General features: G+C 48.3%; 15 protein-coding genes. 3 read left to right on the top strand and 12 right to left on the bottom strand.

Annotated elements, in window-relative coordinates:
* Window positions 1-19: 19 nt before the first annotated feature.
* The 6 genes from ACYUJT_RS10850 to ACYUJT_RS10875 form a co-directional block, all read right to left on the bottom strand.
* Complete coding sequence (locus ACYUJT_RS10850) at window positions 20-460, bottom strand: DUF4280 domain-containing protein (protein WP_460321674.1); 441 nt, start codon at window positions 458-460, stop codon at window positions 20-22.
* 38 nt (window positions 461-498) lie between these two features.
* Window positions 499-1,062 (bottom strand): serine protease, encoded by a 564-nt coding sequence (locus ACYUJT_RS10855; protein WP_460321677.1) that lies wholly within the window; start codon window positions 1,060-1,062, stop codon window positions 499-501.
* A complete protein-coding gene (locus ACYUJT_RS10860; protein ID WP_460321680.1) occupies window positions 1,052-2,275 on the bottom strand; it encodes a pentapeptide repeat-containing protein in 1,224 nt (407 codons plus the stop codon). The genes ACYUJT_RS10855 and ACYUJT_RS10860 overlap by 11 nt, the downstream gene beginning before the upstream one ends.
* A 44-nt stretch (window positions 2,276-2,319) precedes the next feature.
* Window positions 2,320-3,747, bottom strand: a complete 1,428-nt coding sequence (locus ACYUJT_RS10865; RefSeq protein ID WP_460321683.1) for a contractile injection system protein, VgrG/Pvc8 family — start codon at window positions 3,745-3,747, stop codon at window positions 2,320-2,322.
* A complete protein-coding gene (locus ACYUJT_RS10870) occupies window positions 3,744-4,412 on the bottom strand; it encodes a hypothetical protein (protein ID WP_460321685.1) in 669 nt (222 codons plus the stop codon). Before ACYUJT_RS10870 ends, ACYUJT_RS10865 begins: the two co-directional genes overlap by 4 nt.
* Before the next feature lie 446 nt (window positions 4,413-4,858).
* Window positions 4,859-5,281, bottom strand: a complete 423-nt coding sequence (locus tag ACYUJT_RS10875; RefSeq protein ID WP_460321688.1) for a hypothetical protein — start codon at window positions 5,279-5,281, stop codon at window positions 4,859-4,861.
* A gap of 588 nt (window positions 5,282-5,869) precedes the next feature.
* Between ACYUJT_RS10875 and ACYUJT_RS10880 the strand changes: the two genes are divergently transcribed.
* Complete coding sequence (locus tag ACYUJT_RS10880) at window positions 5,870-6,454, top strand: hypothetical protein (RefSeq protein WP_460321691.1); 585 nt, start codon at window positions 5,870-5,872, stop codon at window positions 6,452-6,454.
* A gap of 147 nt (window positions 6,455-6,601) precedes the next feature.
* Here the strand turns inward: ACYUJT_RS10880 and ACYUJT_RS10885 are convergent, their stop codons facing one another.
* From ACYUJT_RS10885 to ACYUJT_RS10910, 6 genes are all read right to left on the bottom strand, one after another.
* A complete protein-coding gene (locus ACYUJT_RS10885) occupies window positions 6,602-10,393 on the bottom strand; it encodes a chitobiase/beta-hexosaminidase C-terminal domain-containing protein (protein WP_460321694.1) in 3,792 nt (1,263 codons plus the stop codon).
* Window positions 10,394-10,746: 353 nt separating this feature from the next.
* A complete protein-coding gene (locus ACYUJT_RS10890; RefSeq protein ID WP_460323260.1) occupies window positions 10,747-11,865 on the bottom strand; it encodes a sugar ABC transporter permease in 1,119 nt (372 codons plus the stop codon).
* A 71-nt stretch (window positions 11,866-11,936) separates the two neighbouring features.
* Entirely contained in the window at window positions 11,937-13,454 is a 1,518-nt protein-coding gene (locus ACYUJT_RS10895; protein ID WP_460321697.1) for an ATP-binding cassette domain-containing protein, read from the bottom strand.
* Window positions 13,455-13,555: 101 nt separating this feature from the next.
* Entirely contained in the window at window positions 13,556-14,626 is a 1,071-nt protein-coding gene (locus ACYUJT_RS10900) for a sugar ABC transporter substrate-binding protein (RefSeq protein WP_460323262.1), read from the bottom strand.
* Window positions 14,627-14,953: 327 nt separating this feature from the next.
* Window positions 14,954-16,162: an MFS transporter gene (locus ACYUJT_RS10905; RefSeq protein ID WP_460321699.1), complete on the bottom strand. Its 1,209-nt coding sequence runs from the start codon at window positions 16,160-16,162 to the stop codon at window positions 14,954-14,956.
* A 26-nt stretch (window positions 16,163-16,188) separates the two neighbouring features.
* A complete protein-coding gene (locus ACYUJT_RS10910; protein WP_460321702.1) occupies window positions 16,189-16,785 on the bottom strand; it encodes a non-canonical purine NTP pyrophosphatase in 597 nt (198 codons plus the stop codon).
* A gap of 534 nt (window positions 16,786-17,319) precedes the next feature.
* Between ACYUJT_RS10910 and ACYUJT_RS10915 the strand changes: the two genes are divergently transcribed.
* Together ACYUJT_RS10915 and ACYUJT_RS10920 are read left to right on the top strand one after the other, a co-directional pair.
* The gene (locus ACYUJT_RS10915; RefSeq protein WP_460321704.1) at window positions 17,320-19,875 is read left to right on the top strand and encodes a glycosyl hydrolase family 28-related protein; all 2,556 of its coding nucleotides are present in this window, start codon (window positions 17,320-17,322) and stop codon (window positions 19,873-19,875) included.
* A gap of 85 nt (window positions 19,876-19,960) precedes the next feature.
* Entirely contained in the window at window positions 19,961-20,848 is an 888-nt protein-coding gene (locus ACYUJT_RS10920) for a fructose bisphosphate aldolase (protein WP_460321707.1), read from the top strand.
* Window positions 20,849-20,933: the final 85 nt, after the last annotated feature.

The raw sequence follows: 20,933 nt of genomic DNA on the forward strand, positions 1-20,933 counted from the left end.
AACCCTCTTCGTCCCTGCCTCACCCAACCGACGTTCCATCGAGCTCCTGGCCGTCATCCTCAATCTGAATGAGTCCGCCGTGTATGCAAAATGTCGTGCAATCACTGAGCAGCGCTGGCTCTCCTTCAATCAGGACGTCTTCTTTGCCCCCGGCCCATTTCTCTGCAATGATGGGAACGCAAGGCGCTTTTTGCAAACCCTCGATATCCATTTCCCCGGTTTGAACCGCCGGATTTAGCATGCTGAAGCAGTTGCCAAAAGGAATGATATTGACCATAGCCTCATAATCCGCAACGTTCATTTGCGCCTTCTCCTTCAAATGCACGCCATGACATAGCGGCGTCTTCAGCCGATTCAACTGCGTCCCACAGCTGCAGCTTAAGATCGCACCGGCCACGACATAACTTTTCTGTTCTTCACCCGCAGTTTCATTTGGGGAATATGCACCGACAATTTCCATCTTCGAACAACCTCCTCGCTCAATTCACTTCAAATTTCTCAACTACCGTAAGTAGATTCGCTGCTTCCAGTCCCCGCCCGCTCAACGCGCGTTAGCCGGATTCCGTCAAAATCTCTGCGCAATATGCTTTCCGCCAGTGCCAGATGAACCAAAATCTGCGTCTCCGCAACACCGGCTACTTGGAACAGCATCTGCGAATTGAACTGCTCTCCCCCTACCACGAGTCGACGAAGCGCCCCATCCGTTCGAAACTCGCTCTCCGCGGACAAGCAATCTACCCGAGGCGGAATCATCAGCCAGTACGTCTGGCTATGCTTGCGCCGGAGATCCAGCAAGCGCACCGTGAAGAACTTCATCTGCGGACAGAACTTTTCGACTAATAGCTTCAGCCGGGTCGATAACAAAGGCAGAGGATGCTCCAAATAATCCGGGTATTGCACCCGCTCGGCCTCCTGGATTGGAAATTGCAAGCTGGCTTCATGAAGCGCATGGCAACCTTCCTCCGTCAGCATTTCTTTGGTGATCTCCGCAAAAACACCCACAGGAACAGCCGGATCATGCACACGTTCATCCATGCTCAGCATGTACAAATCAAGCTCCATCGAGATTCAACCCTCCCTCGGCTTCGGCGAAATAGACATGCAAGGCTCGCCGCCCAGCCTGAATACTGGATGCGGCAATGTTGTCATCGATGAGCGCTCCCTCCAGGATGGCACCGGTAAAATCGACATCCGTTAATACCGCATCCGTAAAATCAGCGCCCTGAACATTGGCTCCAATAAAGCTTGCTCCAGTCAGGTTCGCACCGACAAACCGGGCTCCACGCAGATTCGCGCCCGTAAAATTGGCATGGGATAAATCAGCTCCGGCAAAATTCACACCAATAAACCCGGGAATGTCCCAATCCTCCGTGCCAGCGGTGCCGCTCATCCCTTCCACGAAACTGAAATCCGCCCCTTGCAGTTCGCAATGCTCAAAGCTGGCTTCATGCAAGTAGGACCCTGCGAAATTCGCGCCTGCAAGCGTACATCGCTCAAAGCGCGTGCCGACAAGCATGCATTCCGCAACCTGGCTGTCCTTCAATCGCGTATCCTCGAACCGCGCATAGCGAAAATCCAATGCGCTGTAATCCCCGTCAGCCAAGTCCAGCTCACGGTATACTTCATAGGCGTAATCGGCTTCTTTTCCCGCCTCGAGCCATTCCTTCACCTCTGCGCTGTCCAAATTCCGCTCATCCAGCTTATATACGACCTCGCTGTGATCCAAATACTCGCCTACGCGGATTTCGAACACTGGCTCCTTATCGAGCTGGAGAAATTCCTCCAACTGCACGGCTTCGGGCATGGCCTGACGAATCAATGCGACGACATAACCATGAACATAGACGGCTTCATGCTGCATTTCCCGCTCCACATCCATCTCGCTGATCTGTCCCGCATATTCCCGTCGTCTGGACATGACGGCTTCCTTCCACTTCTCTAGCGGCAGGTAAGCCCATTTGGCTTCATAACCGCATCTGACGGGCTGGGGATCCAAAAACCAGTTCTCGTCCTGCGCTTCCCCCAAATACGTCATATTTCCGTTTTGCATCGCCGTCCGCAGCATCGAATAGGTCAAATAGCCGATGCTCCCCTTCTTGCCCGCAGCCTGATGCTCCAGCAGTTGCTGACACCAGGCTCGAAACGAAGCGATGAACTCTCTGACCAGCTCCGGACGCCAGCCTTGATAAGTCTGTTCCAACTGCTCGAGCATGATCTGCCGCTGTGGACGGATCACCTCGTCGCGAAAATGAATCAGCGCACTTTCGTTCCTCAACCTGATCGCTCCTTTCTTGTCCTTCCTGAACCGGAGAACCGGGTTTAATTCGTCTTCAGCTCCAGACCCGAGATGACCGTGCGCCCGTCCATTTCGATGGTACTCGTCTCGCTGCTCGTCAGCGTAATTTTATCCTTAGCCGATATCGTGATGTTCTGCTCGGCATTCATCAGAATGTCCTCTTTCGCGACCAGCTTAATTTCCTTGCTGCTGGATATCTCGATGCCGCCGCTTTCGCTCAGGCGAATGAATATTTCGCCGTCCTTCCCCGTGATAACCACTTCCTCCGGCGTCATCATCAGCTCCTTGCCAGCGGCTGTCCGGAAATATTTATGATCCGGGTTGCCCAGCTTGTTCGTCTCGCCTTCGTCGGAATTTTGCCGTACCGAGCTGCTGGCCACGCCCTCCTCCTCCCGGTTGCCGGGAAAATAGACGCGCACATGGTCGCCGACCTCAGGCATGCAATACCAGCCGCTGTTCCCTTCGGCCGTATATACCGAGGCATACGGAAAGCAATGCGCATCGCTGGCCTGCTGAGCATCATCGATCGCTAAGTGAACTTTGACCGTATCCTTCTGTACGGCAATGACTTGGCCCTGAATCGAGACGCCGATAATTTGATCATTGTAAAAAGGATTCGGCCGCAGACCCTCCCGGGAGCTTAAAGTATAGAGGTGCGTCAGCTGACCTTGCTTCATTTCGGTAAATGCCCCAATAACATACAGCAGGGACCCTTTGAACTGTACGGTGTCCCCGAGTTGGAACACCCGCTCCGACTCTACTTCGTAATAGATATAGTCGTTCTCCTGGACCTTGGCGCTTGTGTTCTGCGTCGTGTGACGATACGGGTCCATCCGCTTCGTAATTTGATAGTGGCTCTCCTTAATAGCTCCTTTGATGCTGCCATCCGGCAAGCCGAAGAAGAACTTGGGTTCGTCAAAGACGACCGAGGGAATCAGCACGGTACGCAGCCGCGAGGCCAACCGGGTCAGAAACTGCCAATCCGTCTCCAAGTACTGCATTGTCAACCGGCCGATTGCCCCGCCTCCGGTAGCCTCGTCGATAATATCAATGCCGGGATAAGGCGCTTTGACGGTGTTCAGCAGGTCGGGATACGTCATGCTTTTATTCTGAAAGGAACGGCTTCTTTTTTTCACATCCAGCTCAAAAGTATGCGACACCGCTTCGACTTCCAAATGGTACACGCCCCGAACGGCCTTCACGGCAATATTCCGCACAATGCCGCAGAATAGCGGGGACAGTGTGCCTTGTTCGTTGCGCTGGCTAATTTTTACGGTGGTTCTGGCATCACACATGAGCACATAGCTGTCCTTTACCTCCTCAGACACGATGCCCGTAAATTTCAAACAAGCGTGATCATTCACTTTCTTCGCAATCGTCAGCTCCAGCAAATTCACCAGCTCAAACGGGCTGACTACCAGACTATCGTAAGTAAGCGCGGCCTCCGTCATGCTTCTGCACCTCCCGGTCTCGATTCTCGAAGCTCAGCCGAAGCATCTGCGTCCGACATGCGCAGGGATGCCATCATGCTCTTGGCAACCGGCCTCCAATCGTTCATCTCTTGGTCCAGACAGTTGAAGGTGCACATCAGCGCCCGTCCTTCGAGGGACAGGAAAAACATGAAGTTATAAATGCTCCCATTCATCACCGGCGTGACGAACTCGCAATAACCGACGGTTGCTTCAGGCGCCTGTACGACGCCGTCTTCGTACCACTTGAGTATTTTTTGCGTCCGGCGGAGAATCTGTGTGATGCCTTGCGTGAATTCCTCAATCTCCCTGCCCCGCACCGGAGTCGCAGTATGGTTGAAGGCGACATTAATTGTGCTAAGCGCATTGGTGTAGATCAACTGGGGCCTGCGTTCTGACGGGTACTTCAAAGCTGCCATTTGCGGGGTCATCGGCTTGAACATGCTGGGCATAACCAAAGACAACTGATCTTCGAACAAAGAGTATCGCTGAAAAGACAGCGTCTCCCGCCCAACCTGCACAAACGGCTGATCCAGCTTCACCTCGGCAAAATCCTGCCAAGTCTTCCCGGCCGCCGCATTCTCCTGTGCCTGCTGAGCTTGCTGCCTTTGCAGCATGGCTATCATCGTTTCATCCAAATGCTTCACAAATCTTCGCTCCTTCCGAATTTAAAAAATTTTGAGACTTTCTATTGTTATCGGAAGAAAACGCTATTTTCTTGAATATTTTCCCTTTAAAGATTGTAATTTGGATAGCTCTTGCCCGATCCTCTATCTGCTATCTCCGAAATAGAAAAAGAGACTAGTGCAGTTATAGCTGCTAATAGTCTCTAGAATTGAACTAATGAACAAATGACGGCGGGCTGCATTCCTTAACGGACAGCAGATGCGTTATTCGCGCAATTTCCCGATTTTTCACGAGCTATCGGACACAGAAGACCTTATTTACTCAAATAACACCTGTTTCTAGCCCAATAGGATGAAATAGCGGAACAATGGTCCGTAAGCAGATAGTCAGCGTGAAATGAGAAGCACCCGAGCAAAAAAAACACGACCTCTTAGTCTCAGACTAAGCCGATCGTGTCCTGTTACGGTTAGCGGGAAAGCCGCCTCTCTTCTATCATTTGCGTGGATTCGCTTCTAAATGCCTCCAGATCATGTTCGACAAGGATAACCTGGGTATGATCCAGCAAAATATAGGCCGGAACTTGGCGGATGTCCACTTCATCGCGAATTTGCTTGCCCTCACCCGAGTCTATGGTTAATACCCCTGCTTGATTGAAATAGCCAGGGTACTCGCGTACCATCTCGTTGAGTATGTAAGTTTGGTTGATATAGTCGGTCTCCTCCGCCAGGATCAGCAGCGAGAAGGCGTATTTCTCCTGGGATAGATACGGAATAAAAACATCCTGGACTTTCCTGTCGTTTGAGCCGAGCAATGCAGAAATAACTATGAGCAAAATGATAACGAGGCCCGCCTTATAGACACGTACTAATTGCCTTGTTTGCATTCTCAATTCAGGTCTGTCCCCTTTTTTACCAAAATACGTCATGTCACACATATTATATCATCATCTAGCCAAAAAGAAGACGCCGAGAATTCGATCTCAGCGTCTTCGCCAACTTATGGTGCCCTATTGTTACTTCCACTTGTTGCGTTCTATCATCATTAATATGTTTTACCTCAATCTATGTTGTCTTATCTCCCTAAGCCGGCTTATCCCCACTCCACCTATGGTGAAGGGTTAAAGTTCTGCAAGCCGTACCCGTATGGGAACAGCGGGTTTCCAAATGCCTTGATAGTAAGATTTGGCCTGAGGATTGTCATGGTAGATCGACTGCCGAAAGACGTTCGAAAGGATGTTTAGTCTTCCTTGGATGAAAGTTAGGAAGATTCGTCATCTCTACGAATAACCTCAACAGTCAAACCTGGTATTCCTCTCAATAACCAATCTTTCTCTAATTCATGAACATAAATTTCATCAAAAAGCACATGATTCCCAATATGATTCCAATGTACATCTAGAAAAATAAATCAATAGTAATATACTCCCGTAAATTATGTTAATATTATGGGTAATATTACCTGCTGGGGGAGAAGAAAGATGAAAGCTCTTAGAGTTATTAGTGCAACGATATTATTTATTATTGCTGCTATATTCTTCATATTATTTATGCTTGATGTGTTGATTCCCGAACTTGAAGACGGCGGTATTTTTATCATTATTGCGGTTGTTTTTTTTGTGGGCGGGCTTCTTGTAAAGGGAAAATCAAAAGCAGCTCTTGCTAGACAAGCAAAGAAAATGGAATTAAAGAAACTGGGTCTTATTGTATCAACGAAACTTCACCATGTTGCAGGTCTTCCGATTACCCAATATACGTATTGTGATCTTTATTTAACCAAAGACAACCTTACTGTTGTAGGTGGCGGCACAACATTTAATCTGGCAATTCATCAGATTAGAGCGGTAGAAGTAAAAACAGATATAGAAATGACTCAAATCATAACACTAGGGGAGATAGTAAGGGGAAAAGCTGAATATTATTTAAACATTAACTATTCAAATTCATTCGGCGGAATATCTACATTAATGTTTAACGGTGGTAGAATTAACTGGAAGGTTAATAAAATCGCCAATAAGATCAAACCTTTGATAACAGAAAATAACTTTGAAGCTGTTCAACTTTAATGTTCATTGAAACGCTCGAGTGTGGGCGTTTTTTATTTTTCCCTAAATAAGGCATTCGAAATTCGATCGTCATGCGTGCCGTTAATCGATTACTTTCTTGCCAATGAGAAGACGCCGAGAATGAATTCTCGACGTCCTAATTTTAACTTATCGTGAAGGATTAAAGTTTTGCAATCCATATCCATAGGGGAAAAGAGGATCACCAAAGTCGGTCGGCACCTGCTGGTTGTTGTTGATGTAGCTGCGAATTTGGGCGCGTTCGGCTTCGGTTGCCCCGAGGTCATAAGGCAGATCCCATTTCTCCAGCTGATTGTTCACGTTATCCGTTCCGATCTGATCGACAGAGCGCGGAAGCTGGAACGGAAGCTTGCCTTTCGGCAAGTAGTCGCCGAACAACAGCTCCGAGGTTGCCGTGCCCCCGCCGTTCCCCGGACGGTAAACGACGACGACGGCCGCGCATTTGTCGAGAATATCCGTCAAGACATAAGGTCTTGGCATGACGACGACAGCGATGACCGGAATGCCGCGGCTGTGGAATTTATCGATTTCGGCGATTTGGTCCGCAGGGATGGTTGGCTGCTTATCCGGCCATTCCGTGCCGTGGGTATAGCTCTTCTCCCCGATCACGACGATGGCTGCTTTCGCCTGCGCCGCATCATTCAGCACGACGTTGACGCCTGTTCCCGCCCGGTCTTTGATGCCTTGATAGTAAGATTTGGCCTGAGGATTGTCATGGTAGATCGACTGCCAAATGACGTTCGAAATATTGTCGGTCGCGAAATCATCGCTCGTTGCCCGCGGTCCTGCTACGACAAGAGTATCTCCGTTATTTACCTTTAACGGAAGAACACCGTTGTTCTTGAGCAAGGTCAGCGATTGACGAGCCGCTTCATTGACGATGTTGTTGCTTTCGGCGCTGTGCCAAATCGTGGTCGGGTAGTCCGGGTCGCCGTATGGATTCTCGAACAGGCCCAGTTTGAATTTCAGCTCCAGCACTCTGCGTGTCGCTTCATCAATTCGCGTCATTCCTACTGCGTTGACAAGCGTATTGAAATCCGTGCCCGAAGCCACGGCTCCGCCCATAACGTCGCTGCCTGCGCGAATGCTTCGCACGGAAATGTCGGTGGCCGAGGCCAGCCAATCCGTCATGACTACCCCCTTGAAGCCGATCACATTCCGCAAATAGTCCAAGGTCGGTTTGCTGACGCCTGCCCCTTCGCTGCTCGGATCAAGGAATGGCGCTGAGCCATAGCCAGGCATGACCGTTCCCGGGTTCGCATCCATTGCGGCATACCACGGTTTCATATGCCATTTGATCGTTGTGCTATCATATACTACCGTCTGCTCCCCGCCAGCGCCTTGGCTTGGCCAGTGCTTGACGGTGATCATAATCGATTTCGGGTTCACCTCCGGGCCGCCCTGCATGCCGGCTATCATCGCGCGCATCATCGCCGCGGAATAATCGGCATTCTCACCCGTTCCTTCCTGAACGCGAGGATAGAGAACCTTCGTGTTCACTTCGGCCACAGGCGACAGCGTTCCCGTGAAGCCCCAAGCTTTTTGCTCGCGGCGCTGCAGGTCGCCAACTTGCCAGGCAAGGTCGAGATTGCGGGTAGCCGCAAGGCCTAACCCGGTCGGGAAGACCGTCTTCCAGCCATGGATTTTATCTCCGGTAAAAGCAATCGGAATCCCCAGCCGCTGCGTACGCGAGACTTTGATTTGCGCATCCGTCATGAAATTGGTCGTGCCGTAAGAGAACACATATCCTGCTTTCTCATTCAGTCCATCGAGTGATTCAGGTGAGAAGAACAACTGGTTGATTTTCTCCTCCGTCGTCATCCGCGACATTAAGTCGTCCAAGCGTACGGAAATCGGATTGCGCCAGTCCTCGTAAGGCTCGATGGTGCCGTTTTTATTCAAATCCCGGCTGCCGTTAATCATATTTACACCGTCATCCACTTGCTCAATGTAGGGAAGATACACGCTGAACTGCCCAATGTCGGACTGGCTCTTATTGCCGCTTCCATCCACAGCCACTACGTACCATTTATACGTCCAGCGGTCTACCAATGATGGAGCATTCACTTGGGTACCCGTCACTTCGGCTACCTTCGTATACCGGTCGAGCAAATTCCCCGAGGCATTCCAATCATAGTCGTTTCTGGTCAGGTTCACCCATACTTCGTATTTCGCAGCCCCAGCCTTGGGCTCCCAAGTCAAAGTCGGCGTGCGGGTCGTCGTCACCATTTGGCCGTTCACTGGCGATACCACTTTGAACGCCGTAATGGTATAGGTACCTGTTGCAATATCCGAATTGGTCATATCGGCCTTGATGGCCATCGCCTTGATCGTCGTCGTGACCGGAACCTGAATCGGTCCGGTATAAGTTGCGGAAGCCTGGGTCGGTGTGGAGCCGTCCGTCGTATATTTAATCGTTGCTCCCGCCGTGGTGCTTGTCAGTGTTACGCTTTGCGCTGACGTGTAAGTGCCTGGTGCTGGAGTGAACACAGGGGCAGATGCTTTGGGCGGCAACGGCGTCGTTTGGCCAAATACTTCGAATTCCCACAGCGAATAGCCGTAATCCGTAGTCCGCTCTGTCCCATGCATCCGTACATATCTGGCGGTTACAGGATCAAAGGTAATGTCTTCGGTATTTCCCGTCCCGTAAGCTTGGGTGTACGCATCCGTCCAGTCGGATGCGTCTGTGGAGACCTGGATTGTATACGATCTGGCGCTTGCCGTCTCCCAATGCAGCCTTACCCCGGTCACCGTATTATTTGCGCCGAGATCTACGTAGATCCACTGGGGATCACTGAATTCCGACTCCCAGCGCGTCCCGCTGTTGCCATCAAATGCAGCGCCCGCAACATTCCCGGCGATGCTGCTGGATGCCATCGCTGGCTTGTTCAGCGCCAAGTTGCTTGCACCGGAATCGGAGCCTATCGTATATGTTGCGGAAGCCACTGCGGAATCCGCCAAGTCAGCCTTGGTGGCGATCGCTTTGATCGTCGTCGTGGCCGTCACGGAAATCGGTCCGGTATACGTCGGTGATGTTGAAGAAGGCGTGGAGCCATCCGTCGTATACTTGATCGTCGCCCCAGAGGTTGCCGTTGTAATCGTTACGTTCTGGGCCGAAGCGTAAATGCCGCCGCTAGGCGTAAACACCGGCGTTGCCGCGACCGCCTTGTCGATAATATCCACCTGTACGGCAGTGCCTGAATGCACCGTAAAGGTAAGCGGATTTCCTTGCAGCGGATTGCCGTTCTCATCGGTTGTTTTGAACAGCACCTGCTTCTGTTCCACCATATAGTTTACACCCAGAGTCACCGTCGTTCCGGTGTTATATTTCAGGGTGTGATTCACGCTCGTATTCTGTGTTTTTAATGTAGTCACATTGTTCAAATCCGCCGGGCTCAGTCCCATCTCCAAGTACTGGGCATACGGGCCCGTCACTGGGATGCTGATCTCTCCTTGCGCGGTGCTGAAGCTGAAGTCCAGCCAGTTCAAGTTCCAGCCGTTGGTTACGGCATACACTCTCAAAGTCTGGCTGCCCGCAGGCAGCTGAACATTTGCCGACACTGTCTCCCAGTTCTGCCAGCCACCCGTATTCGGGATCGTTAACGTGGCTAGCACCTGTCCACCCTTCTGGAGCTGCAGCTGGGTTCCATCATAGGGGCTGGAAACGCGGAATTCGACTAAATAGCTTCCGGCATTTTCCACATTGACGCTGTAATCCATCCAGTCCCCGGCATCAACATAAGCTATATGAAATCCGCCTTCTGAGCTGGCTTCCAACTCGATGCCGCTCATGTCGATAAAGTCCTCGGCTTCAATCCGTCCTGGATCTCCCGGAGCCGCCTCAGACGGCGTTATAATCGCAGAAAAGTTAAAAAGCAAGGATAGGCTCAATAGCAGTAATAACAGTTTTTTTCTATTCATGAATTAGGGCCTCCCATGTAGATTCATTCTATTTGAAGTAATATTGCAATTCATTGTTCCAAAGCCACCGGAACCGGTTTCGTTCATGAAGATTAAAGATTCGTCCGCATCACCCTAATTTCATCATTAATCAACATTTTTACCCATCAATGATAAATAAAGTGATATAATCTATCAGGCAATCAAATGAACCACCTCCTTCCATATATATCGTCCATTTCTCTCTAAATATTTGAATTTTATGAATATTAAGTAAGTAAGTAGACAAAAAAATAATGCGATCTATGTTCAATGCGGCCTGATCCCATTTTATCCAGCGCTATTTCGGAATCAGGCCGCTCGCCTCACTGGCCTTAAGCTCTCTTTTTACGCGTCATCACGTCGAAGACAACCGCAATCGCCAGCACAGCTCCACGAATCATATATTGATAGGAAATGCCGACACCAAGCAGATTCATGCCGCTAGAAAGCGATGCCATAACGATGGCTCCAATGATCGAACCCGTGACCTTGCCTACGCCCCCGGCCGCCGATACGCCGCCGACGTAAGCCGCCGCAATCGCATCGAGCTCGAACAGTGTTCCCGCTGTCGTCGTCGCCGATTGGAGACGGGCCGTAAACAAAATACCCGACAATGCGGACAGCATCCCCATGGAACCGAAGACGATGTACGTAATCTTTTTGACGCTAATGCCGCTTAAGTTCGCTGCTTCCGGATTGCTGCCGACGGCGTAAATATGACGTCCGAGCACCGTTTTGGTCGTTAAAAAATGATAGACCGCGACCACCAGCAGCATGATGATGACTGTCCACGAAAATCCGTTATAACCGGCCAGAATCCAAGTGATGTAAGCGATAATCGCAGAAATAAACACCACCTTGATCGTAAACATCGGTCCCGAAATGACTTCAAAATTGTATTTGAGTTTATTCCGGCGCTTGGAGACTTCACTGTAAATATAAAAAACGATGATGAGAAATCCTAAGATCAGCGAGAACAAATTCAGTCCGTTCACATAAGCAATCGCAGGCACAAACCCGTTGCCGATCGCATTGAAGTGCTCATCCTTGACGATGATCGTTCCGCTCTTCTCCGTGACCCGCAGCAGCGCCCCCCGAAAGATGAGCATGCCCGCCAGGGAAGCAACAAACGAGGGAATGCCGATTTGCGCCACGAGAAAGCCATTGAACAAGCCTACGACAATACCTAGCCCCAAAATGACAGGAATGGTGAGATAGAAAGGTATTCCCATCTGGGTTAGCAAAATAGCGGCAATCGCACCTAGAAAGCCCGCCGCAAAGCCCACGGATAAATCAATATGCCTAATGACGATAACAAGCGTCATTCCCACCGCCAATACAGCTATATAGCCTGTAGCATCGATCAGATTGCTGATGTTGCGGGACGACATGAACAGTCCGTTCGTCAAAATCGAGAACGTCAGCATAATGATGATCAATGCGATATACATCCCGTAGTCCCGTATATTCGCCTTTACCAACGATCTTGCTTCGCCTAATAATTTCACCGGTCTTCCTCCTATTACGTAGCAAGCTTCATGATTTTTTCTTGATCCGCATCTTCAATGGGCAGCTCGCCCTTAATTCTTCCTTCCGCCATCACATAGATGCGGTCGCTCATGCCCAATATTTCCGTCAGTTCGGATGAGATCATAAGGATGCTAAGCCCCTGGCTGATCAACTTGTTCATGATCGTATAAATCTCGAACTTGGCGCCCACGTCGATGCCCCTTGTAGGTTCATCGAGGATCAGCAGGCTCGGCTGCACAAACAGCCATTTGCCTAGCGACACCTTCTGCTGATTGCCGCCGCTTAAGTTCCCGACCAACTGCTCGACGGATGGAGCTTTAATATTAAGGGACTGCTTGTAGCTGCCGGCGATTTTCACTTCCTCATTGTTGTTAATGACGCCCCGCTCAGAGATGGAATGTACATTCGCTGCGGAAATATTTTGCTTGATGTCCTGAAGCAGAAACAACCCGTCCCCCTTGCGATCCTCCGTCACATAAGCTATCCCCGCTTTTATCGCATCCTTCGGATGGCGGAATGCTGTCTTGGCTCCTTCTACCCACAGCTCGCCTTGCAGCTTATAAGCTTTTGGGTTGCCAAAAATACTCTGCGCCAGCTCCGTTCGCCCCGAGCCCATCAAGCCGGCGATGCCAACGATTTCCCCTTTTCGCACATGAAGATCAACCTCCTTCACGACTTCGCGGCCGAGATTCGGATCATAAGCAGTCCAGCCGCGCACTTCGAGAATTCGGCTGCCAAATTGTCTATCCGTTCTTTTCGGATAAATATCATCAATTTCCCGGCCAACCATGCTCTTAATGATGACGTTCTCCGCAATTTCGTCCTTGGACGCATCCAGGGTGACGATCGTCTGGCCATCGCGCAGCACGGTGACCTTATCCGCGATCTCAATCACTTCCTTCAGCTTGTGGGAAATCATGATGCAGGTGATCCCTTGCTCCTTCAATTCGCGCAGCAGCTTGAGCAGGTTGTCGCTATCATTCTCATTGAGCGCCGCCGTCGGTTCATCCAGTATGAGCAGCTTCACGTCTTTGCTCAGCGCCTTCGCGATTTCCACCAGCTGCTGCTTACCCACGCCTAAATCCTTGATCAGCGTCTCCGGGTTCACGCTCAGCTTCACCTTGCGGAGCATTTCCTTCGCACGCATAATCGTCTGGTTCCAGTCCACGACCCCTCTTCGCTCCACTTCATTGCCGGCAAAAATATTTTCATAAACCGTCAGATCGGGAAACAACGCCAGCTCCTGATAAATGATCGCGATACCGGCTCTCACACTGTCGTTAATGTTGGCGTAGCTCTGGACCTGGCCTTCAAAGACGATATCCCCTGAATATGTACCGTGCGGATATACCCCGCTAAGTACCTTCATCAGCGTCGATTTGCCAGCGCCATTCTCCCCGATAAGACAGTGGATCTCGCCTTTGCGCACCTTAAAATTCACGTTGCTCAGCGCCTTTACACCCGTAAACTCCTTGGAGATGCCGTTCATCTCTAGCAAGTATTCACTCATCGCATCCGCACTCCTACTGGTAGAATTACAAACACTAACAGCATGAGGAATAGTGATAGACAGCTCTATCACTATTCCTGCTTGGTATAGTTAATTAAGGATTACAGTCCCGTAAATTCTTTGGCCTCATAATATTTCGAATCAATGAGCTCGGCCTGCACATTGCCTTTGTCTACGACGATGACGTCGGTTTGCTTGGCGTTTACGTCTATTTTGCCGTTATTATAAGATCCGGTCGTTTCCGGCGATCCGCCGTCCAGAAGCGTTACAGCCATGCCCATCGCATCTTTGACCAACGTACGGACATCTTTGAATACCGTCATCGATTGCTTGCCGTCGATAATGTATTGGATCGATGCTTTCTCCGCATCCTGACCAGTTACCACGAAGCTCGCGATCGCACTGTCGGAAGCAAATACGTCCGCAATCGAACGGGCTGTACCGTCATTTGGAGCCAGAATAGCGACATCTCCCTTATCTCCGGCGGCTGCCGCGGTTAAATGGGTTTGCGCTTTGTTCTTAGCTTCGTTCGGGTCCCAGTTCGTCGTGACCTGGCCGATGATTTTACTCATCTGGTCGCGGGATAGCTCCGCCGTGCTTTGGAGGGTAACGGCTTCGCTGGAATTAGCGATTTTGAACGTACCGTCCGCCACCTTAGGCTGCAGCACTTCCCATGCCCCCTGGAAGAACAGGAAAGCATTGTTGTCGGAAGCAGCTCCTGCGTAAAGGTACAGCGGTTGACCGTTGCCTTTAGCATGATCGACTAAGTATTGAGCCTGCGCCTTGCCAACAGCGACACTATCGAACGTGACATAGTAATCTACCGCATCCGTGTTCGTAATTAGACGGTCATAGGAGATGACTTTAACTCCCGCTTTCTTGGCGGATTCCACCGCAGCAGCGGCTGCGTCGCCGTCTTGCGGGCAAATGATCAGCACTTTGATGCCTTTGGCGATCAAGGAGTCTACGTTTTCTTTCTCTTTCGCAGACGATCCTTGGCTAAACAGAATTTCCGTCGAATAATCCGTGCCTTTCAGAGCATCCTTAAATCTTTGCTCATCCTGAACCCATCTGGGCTCATCCTTCGTCGGCAGGACAATCCCCACATCGACCTTGCCCCCACCCTGATTACAAGCCGCAACCAATACGGTAAGCATGATTGAGACCAGCATGAATGAAATCGTTCTCATCGTTCTTTTCAAACCAATTCCCCTTTCTTGATTTGGTTGATCCTTCCAGTTACATCTTTGAGCATATACCTGTTTCACTACCTAGACAATGAGGCGTTTTTAAGGTTTATTCCTTAATTTCCACACCTTGACAAAAGAAGTTTTGTGTGTTTTTTATAGGGGATTTGGGGGGAAGCAAAAGAGCTGCTTCCAAGGTTTGAAGACCTTGGAGGCAGCTCTTTGGTGGTTGGTGTGGTTAATTGCTATATTTTATCAAACAAGTTTGTGGGTAATGCTCCTAGATAACTGTCTAGTAACTTTGCTTTTGTTTCAAGGATTCGATTGTATAAAATATGGATTAGATTTCGCAAATATGAACCAAACAAGAGACATGAGAAGCAAGAATCCTCCTGCAATAAAATAAACAGTGGAAACATCATAAACGCTCATAATAAAATACGAAAGTAACGGTCCTAGAGCTGCCCCTACATCAACGAAGATAGTATATAATGTCATGGCTTTAATCCGGTCTGTACGTGCTGCTGCATTAGCAGCAAACGTATCGGTAGCCGTTACTAGTAACGTAGAGCTCATTTGGAATATCAGTAAGAATATAAGAAGCAGACCGATTGATTCAAGGCTCCCTAACAGGATAAATAAACAGCCGGCCAAAAATAAAGGAAGCAGCAACAAGCGATATTTTGAGCGACTGGAATCAATTATCCTCCCAAATAGTGGGGCGATGAAAGGTTCCCAGCCCCATCGTATCGCTTGAACTATCCCTGTGAGGGTTGCTGCTCCAATAACTAGGCTGAAAATGTTCCATTCACTAGTATAAGAACGTCCGATCAGTGGGCTTAATGTAGAAGAGAATAGACCAAATATAATTAAGCCTACACTTCCTCCAGTTATTAAGATAAGAAGTAAATAAGAAGATACTACACGGGTTCCAGCTAAATGTGATGAATCTTGTTCTTTATACTCGGTTTGTAAAGGAATCATGAACCACACCAGCGGGAAAAAGAGTACACCAATAATTGAAAATAGGAGTGTCACAAATGAAATAGAGGTCTGGTCTACAAGGAACCCGCCACATAACATGCCACATAAAGAGCCGAGTCCCCATAAACCATTATAAAGACCGATGTATCTCCCTCTATTCGTATCATTGCTGATACTTACCACACTTAAAAAGCCGCCTAAACGGAGAAGAGACCACCCCACTCCCCAGCATGCACGCATAATGAGCAAAACCCAAAATTGATGCAATAAACCGTGGGAGGCTGTTGTGATGATAGCGATGCTTAAAGCTAACAATACACCTGTCCTTAATTGAAAATGCTTATAAAACAACCCCACCAGTGGGTTAATTGGAAGTCGAATAAAGCGATTGATCGAAAGTAAAATACCAATCTGCCACACTGCATTTAATCCAAATTCTCTCCAATAAATCGGGAGAACAACAAATAACATAGCATCTCCAAGAACAGCTACCCCGGTCAATAGAGCGATTCCAATCACCCTATTTTTATTTTTCATATTAAATTCACCTTCTCCATCTTGCTTTATTTTGGAGTTATAACATTCAAATCCAAAATAATCTTCCTCAGTTTTTGGATAGCTGTTCTTCTATGATCATTTCGTTCGAACTCTTTAGGTTCTATTTCAGCAATAGTTTTTCCATGGGAAAGCTCAAAAATTTGCGAATATCCTGAGTCCCTGCTTCCCCTTTGTTCAAGTGTTATCTTTCCGTGCAGCTTAGCCTCCACTGTAATATATTCACCATTGGGAAAAATAGCAGCAAGTGCACTTTGAAAGTAGGCATTACGATTGCTGCAATTTTTCATTTTGTTTAAAATTTGCTCTGCTCTCACATCATCCGTACCATCCATCCATCTTGCGGTTTTAACACCTGGAAAGCCATCCAAAGCCTCAATAAAAAGGCCCGAATCTTCTCCAATAATTATTGACTCACCATCGCCAGGTACTGCTCGAGCTTTTAATAAAGCATTCGCCTCACAGGTATCGCCGGTTTCCTCTACATCAGATATATTGCCGTTCTCATAATCTTTTAACGTTAAGATTGGAATATTTAAAGAAATAAGGCCTTCACTTAACCATTTTTTTTTGGAATTGTTCCATGTTGCTAGTATTATCCTCATTTTTCTCTCCTTTATCTTTATTGTTTGACTATCCTATGTAGTTTTCTAGTTAAGTACATTTTAAATACAGACTCACATATTACTTTTTGAAGATAAAATGTAAAATAAATATATATATTAAAACTAGATATTATAACAGTTTTATTAACTGAGTGTTTATTCAATTTCCTTTTAGTGTTATATTTTGGTTATCCATCTTACTCTATCCACTTCATTCGATTCATCTAGCGCGTTCGCCATCCCTGCAATTACCCCTATCAATTCTTCTGATCGTTATTTTCCAGCAGGATGAGCCCCATCTCCCCTATTTTTCGACCCTTTTTGGCATTTTTCATAAAAATAAAGTTGTTTTTTGTATAAATAAGGTATATTTTAGAATAATGTGAATTTATGGATTCTATTTCATTAACGCTTTTAAGTCTTCACTAGATTTGCAAGCGCTAACAATTTGCCTTTGAAGGGGGTGATGACAAGCGTAAGTGAAACTGCACAAGGGCAAAGTTCCTAAAAACATTCATGTACATGGAGGTAATAATGACAATCAAGAAAGCGATTTATAAGCTAATGACGTACACTTGCCTGTTGGCCTTGCTGACGACATCCTTTGCATTCACTTCCGACAATGCTAATGCAGCCGCACCCTGGAGAAGCGCGTTATATCCGGCAAATTGGACTCCGGGGTATAAAGACGGGCAAGGCCGGTTTCTTCATGACTTTTCCTATGCAGGCTATTGGAGAGGCGAAAAAAGCATCCCTACCAATCCGCCTGGCTCCACTTATAACGTCGTAACCCAATACGGGGCCGACCCAAGCGGGGCGACCGATTCCACGAATGCGATTCAGAACGCCATCAATGCGGCCGGTAACGCCGGCGGAGGCATTGTGTATTTACCGGCAGGTACATACCGGGTTAAACCGCAAGGAAACAACGCAAGTGCGCTTACCATTAATAAAAACAATATCGTGCTCCGCGGCGCGGGTAAGTCGTCCACTTTTATTTTCAATGATTCCACAAGTATGCGGAATAAATCAGTCATCCGTGTGGCGCCGTCCAATAATGCGGACTGGTTTTCACCTACCAATTCCGCTACCTATATCCGCAGCGATATACAGACAGAAGCCGTGAAAATCCCTGTCAACAGCATCAGTGGGTATAATCTCAACGAATTTATCATCGTGCGCTCCGATGCAACCAATGCGTGGATTGCGGAGCACGGCATGACTGGCAAATGGAATTCATCGTTAATGGGACCTACGTTCTACCGAAAAATTACCGGGATCGACGCTTCTACCAACACGCTTACAGTCGACATCCCGATCCGCTATACGCTCAAAACCAGATATGGCGCGCGCGTCTATAAGGTAGGCGAAGCCATTTCAGAGGTAGGGATCGAGAACTTCTCCATTGGCATGAGGCAGCATACGGGCTCAGGCTGGGGAGATCTGGATTACAATAAGTCCGGTACAGGAGCCTATGATGTGCATGACTCAAAAGCAATCACGTTCGTAAATGCCAAGAACAGTTGGCTGGACAACGTTAACTCCTACAAGCCGAGTTCCAATAGCGGGGATTATCACTTGTTGTCTTACGGTGTGACCATCATGCAATCCCGTTCCCTTACGATCCAGAATACGCACTTCCAAAAACCGCAATATAAAGGCGAAGGCGGAAATGGATATATGTACTTACTCCGGGGCAGCGATAATCTGATCCAAAATGCTACAGCTACCAACGCCAGACACAGCTTCACTTTGTCGAGCATGTGGACGAGCGGAAACGTCATTCATAACAGCACATCAAATTATCCGCGTCTCGCTTCGGATTTCCACATGCATCTGGCGATGGCCAATTTATTTGATAATATGACCATGAATGGAGACTATCTCGAGGCGGTATATCGGCCGTATGGAACGGTTGAGCATGGATGGACAACTACCCAGTCCGTATTCTGGAATACCAACGGAACAGCTTATCAATCTGGCCAGTCAGCCATTGTAAAATCCATGCAATATGGCCACGGTTATGTTATTGGTACACGAGGATCAGCAAGCGGCGTGAGTTATGCGGTCTCTCCTTCCGATCGCTCCGCACCGCAGGATTTTGTGGAAGGCATCGGCACAGGAACGGATTTGATGCCGCAATCCTTATATCAAGACCAAAAGACGAAGAGAATTTCCGGTGGAGGACAGCCTTCTGTTCCCGGTCCTGTTCCTAATCCTAATCCCAATAACCTCCTGACTAATCCAGGTTTTGAATCAGGGAATGCGTCAGGATGGACAGATTGGCATGATGGATCATCGACAGCACAAAAAGTAGATACGGACCTCCCCATGGAGGGCAGCTACAAATTGACCCACTGGGCTTCCGCTAATTACAAGCAATTAACGTCTCAATTGTTGACCGTGCCAAACGGCTCCTACTCTGCTAGCGTATGGGTTCGCTCAGGCGGTGGACAGAATAATTTAAGGCTATTTGCCAAAAACTTCGGCGCTGCCGAACTAACTGCCGATATGGGAAGCAGCCCGATACCGGACTATACGAAGTATACGATCGATAACATCCCGATCACCAACGGCCAAATCGAAATCGGTATTTGGACGGATGCGAACGCCAATAACTGGGCGGCTTTTGACAATTTTGAATTAGTGAGAAACAATCCTAATCTTTTGATAAACGCAGGGTTTGAGTCAGGAGATTCTACGGGATGGACGGAGTGGCACGATGGTTCATCAACAGCGCAAAAAGTGGATACAGACCTTCCAATGGAGGGAAGCTACAAATTGACCCACTGGGCTTCCGCGAATTACAAGCAATTAACGTCTCAGCTGTTGACGGTGCCAAACGGCACCTATTCCGCTAGCGTATGGGTACGCTCAGGCGGCGGGCAAAATGTGCTGCGGCTGTATGCTAAGAACTTCGGCGCTCCTGAAATGGCTGCTAATATGGGAAGCAGTCCGATACCGGACTATACGAAGTATACGATCGATAACATTCCGGTCACCAACGGCCAAATCGAAATCGGCATTTGGACGGATGCGAACGCTAATAACTGGGCGGCTTTTGACAATTTTGAACTAATAAGAAAATAGCCTGATTAGGAATGCCAGCAGCAGGAATGTTATAATTGAAGAGATCAAAATTCCATCAGTCCATTTCACGGAAGGAGGAGCATTGATGAACACACAGCAATTCGAGCGAATCCATAAGGGAAAGGGCTTTATAGCAGCCCTGGATCAAAGCGGAGGAAGTACTCCAAAGGCTCTCCTGCAATATGGGATTAAAGAGGACAGTTATTCTAATGAAGAAGAGATGTATCAATTAGTTCACCAGATGAGAACGCGCATTATCAAGAGCAGTGCGTTTGACTCCCGGTACATCTTGGGGGCTATTCTTTTTGAGAATACGATGGATCGATTGATTGACGGGAAGCATACGGCCGATTATCTATGGGAGGAAAAGGGCGTTGTACCTTTTCTAAAAGTCGATAAAGGCCTTGCTGAGCTGGAAGACGGGGTTCAACTCTTGAAACCCATCCCGAACTTAGACGACCTGCTGGATCGGGCGGTCAAGCGCAACATTTTTGGAACGAAAATGCGTTCGATCATCAAGGAAGCCAATTCTGCCGGTATCAAAAAAGTCGTTGAACAACAGTTTACCATTGGCAAGCAAATCATAAATAAAGGACTGGTTCCGATTATCGAACCGGAAGTCGATATTCACAGTGCAGATAAAAGAGCTTCGGAAACCATTTTAAAGGATGAAATTTCCGCTCAACTGTCTGCCCTGGATCAAGACGCAAAGATCATGCTTAAGCTTTCCATTCCAACGGAAGACAATTTCTACAGCGATCTAATGGAAGATCCGCACGTTGTACGCATTGTGGCTTTGTCCGGCGGCTACACGCAAAAGGAAGCCAACGAAAAACTGGCGCATAACTATGGATTGATCGCCAGCTTCTCCCGGGCCCTTGCCGAAGGACTTACCGCGGAGCAATCGGACGATGAATTCGACGCCATGCTGTCCAAATCTATAGAAGAGATTTATGAAGCATCCATCAAATAAAAAGGATTATTTAACACCCCCGAGCTTGAATATAGCTCGGGGGCGTTGCTTGTTTGATTTCGTTTCATGCACATAATCGGGTTAA

Source organism: Paenibacillus sp. YSY-4.3, assembly GCF_054767475.1.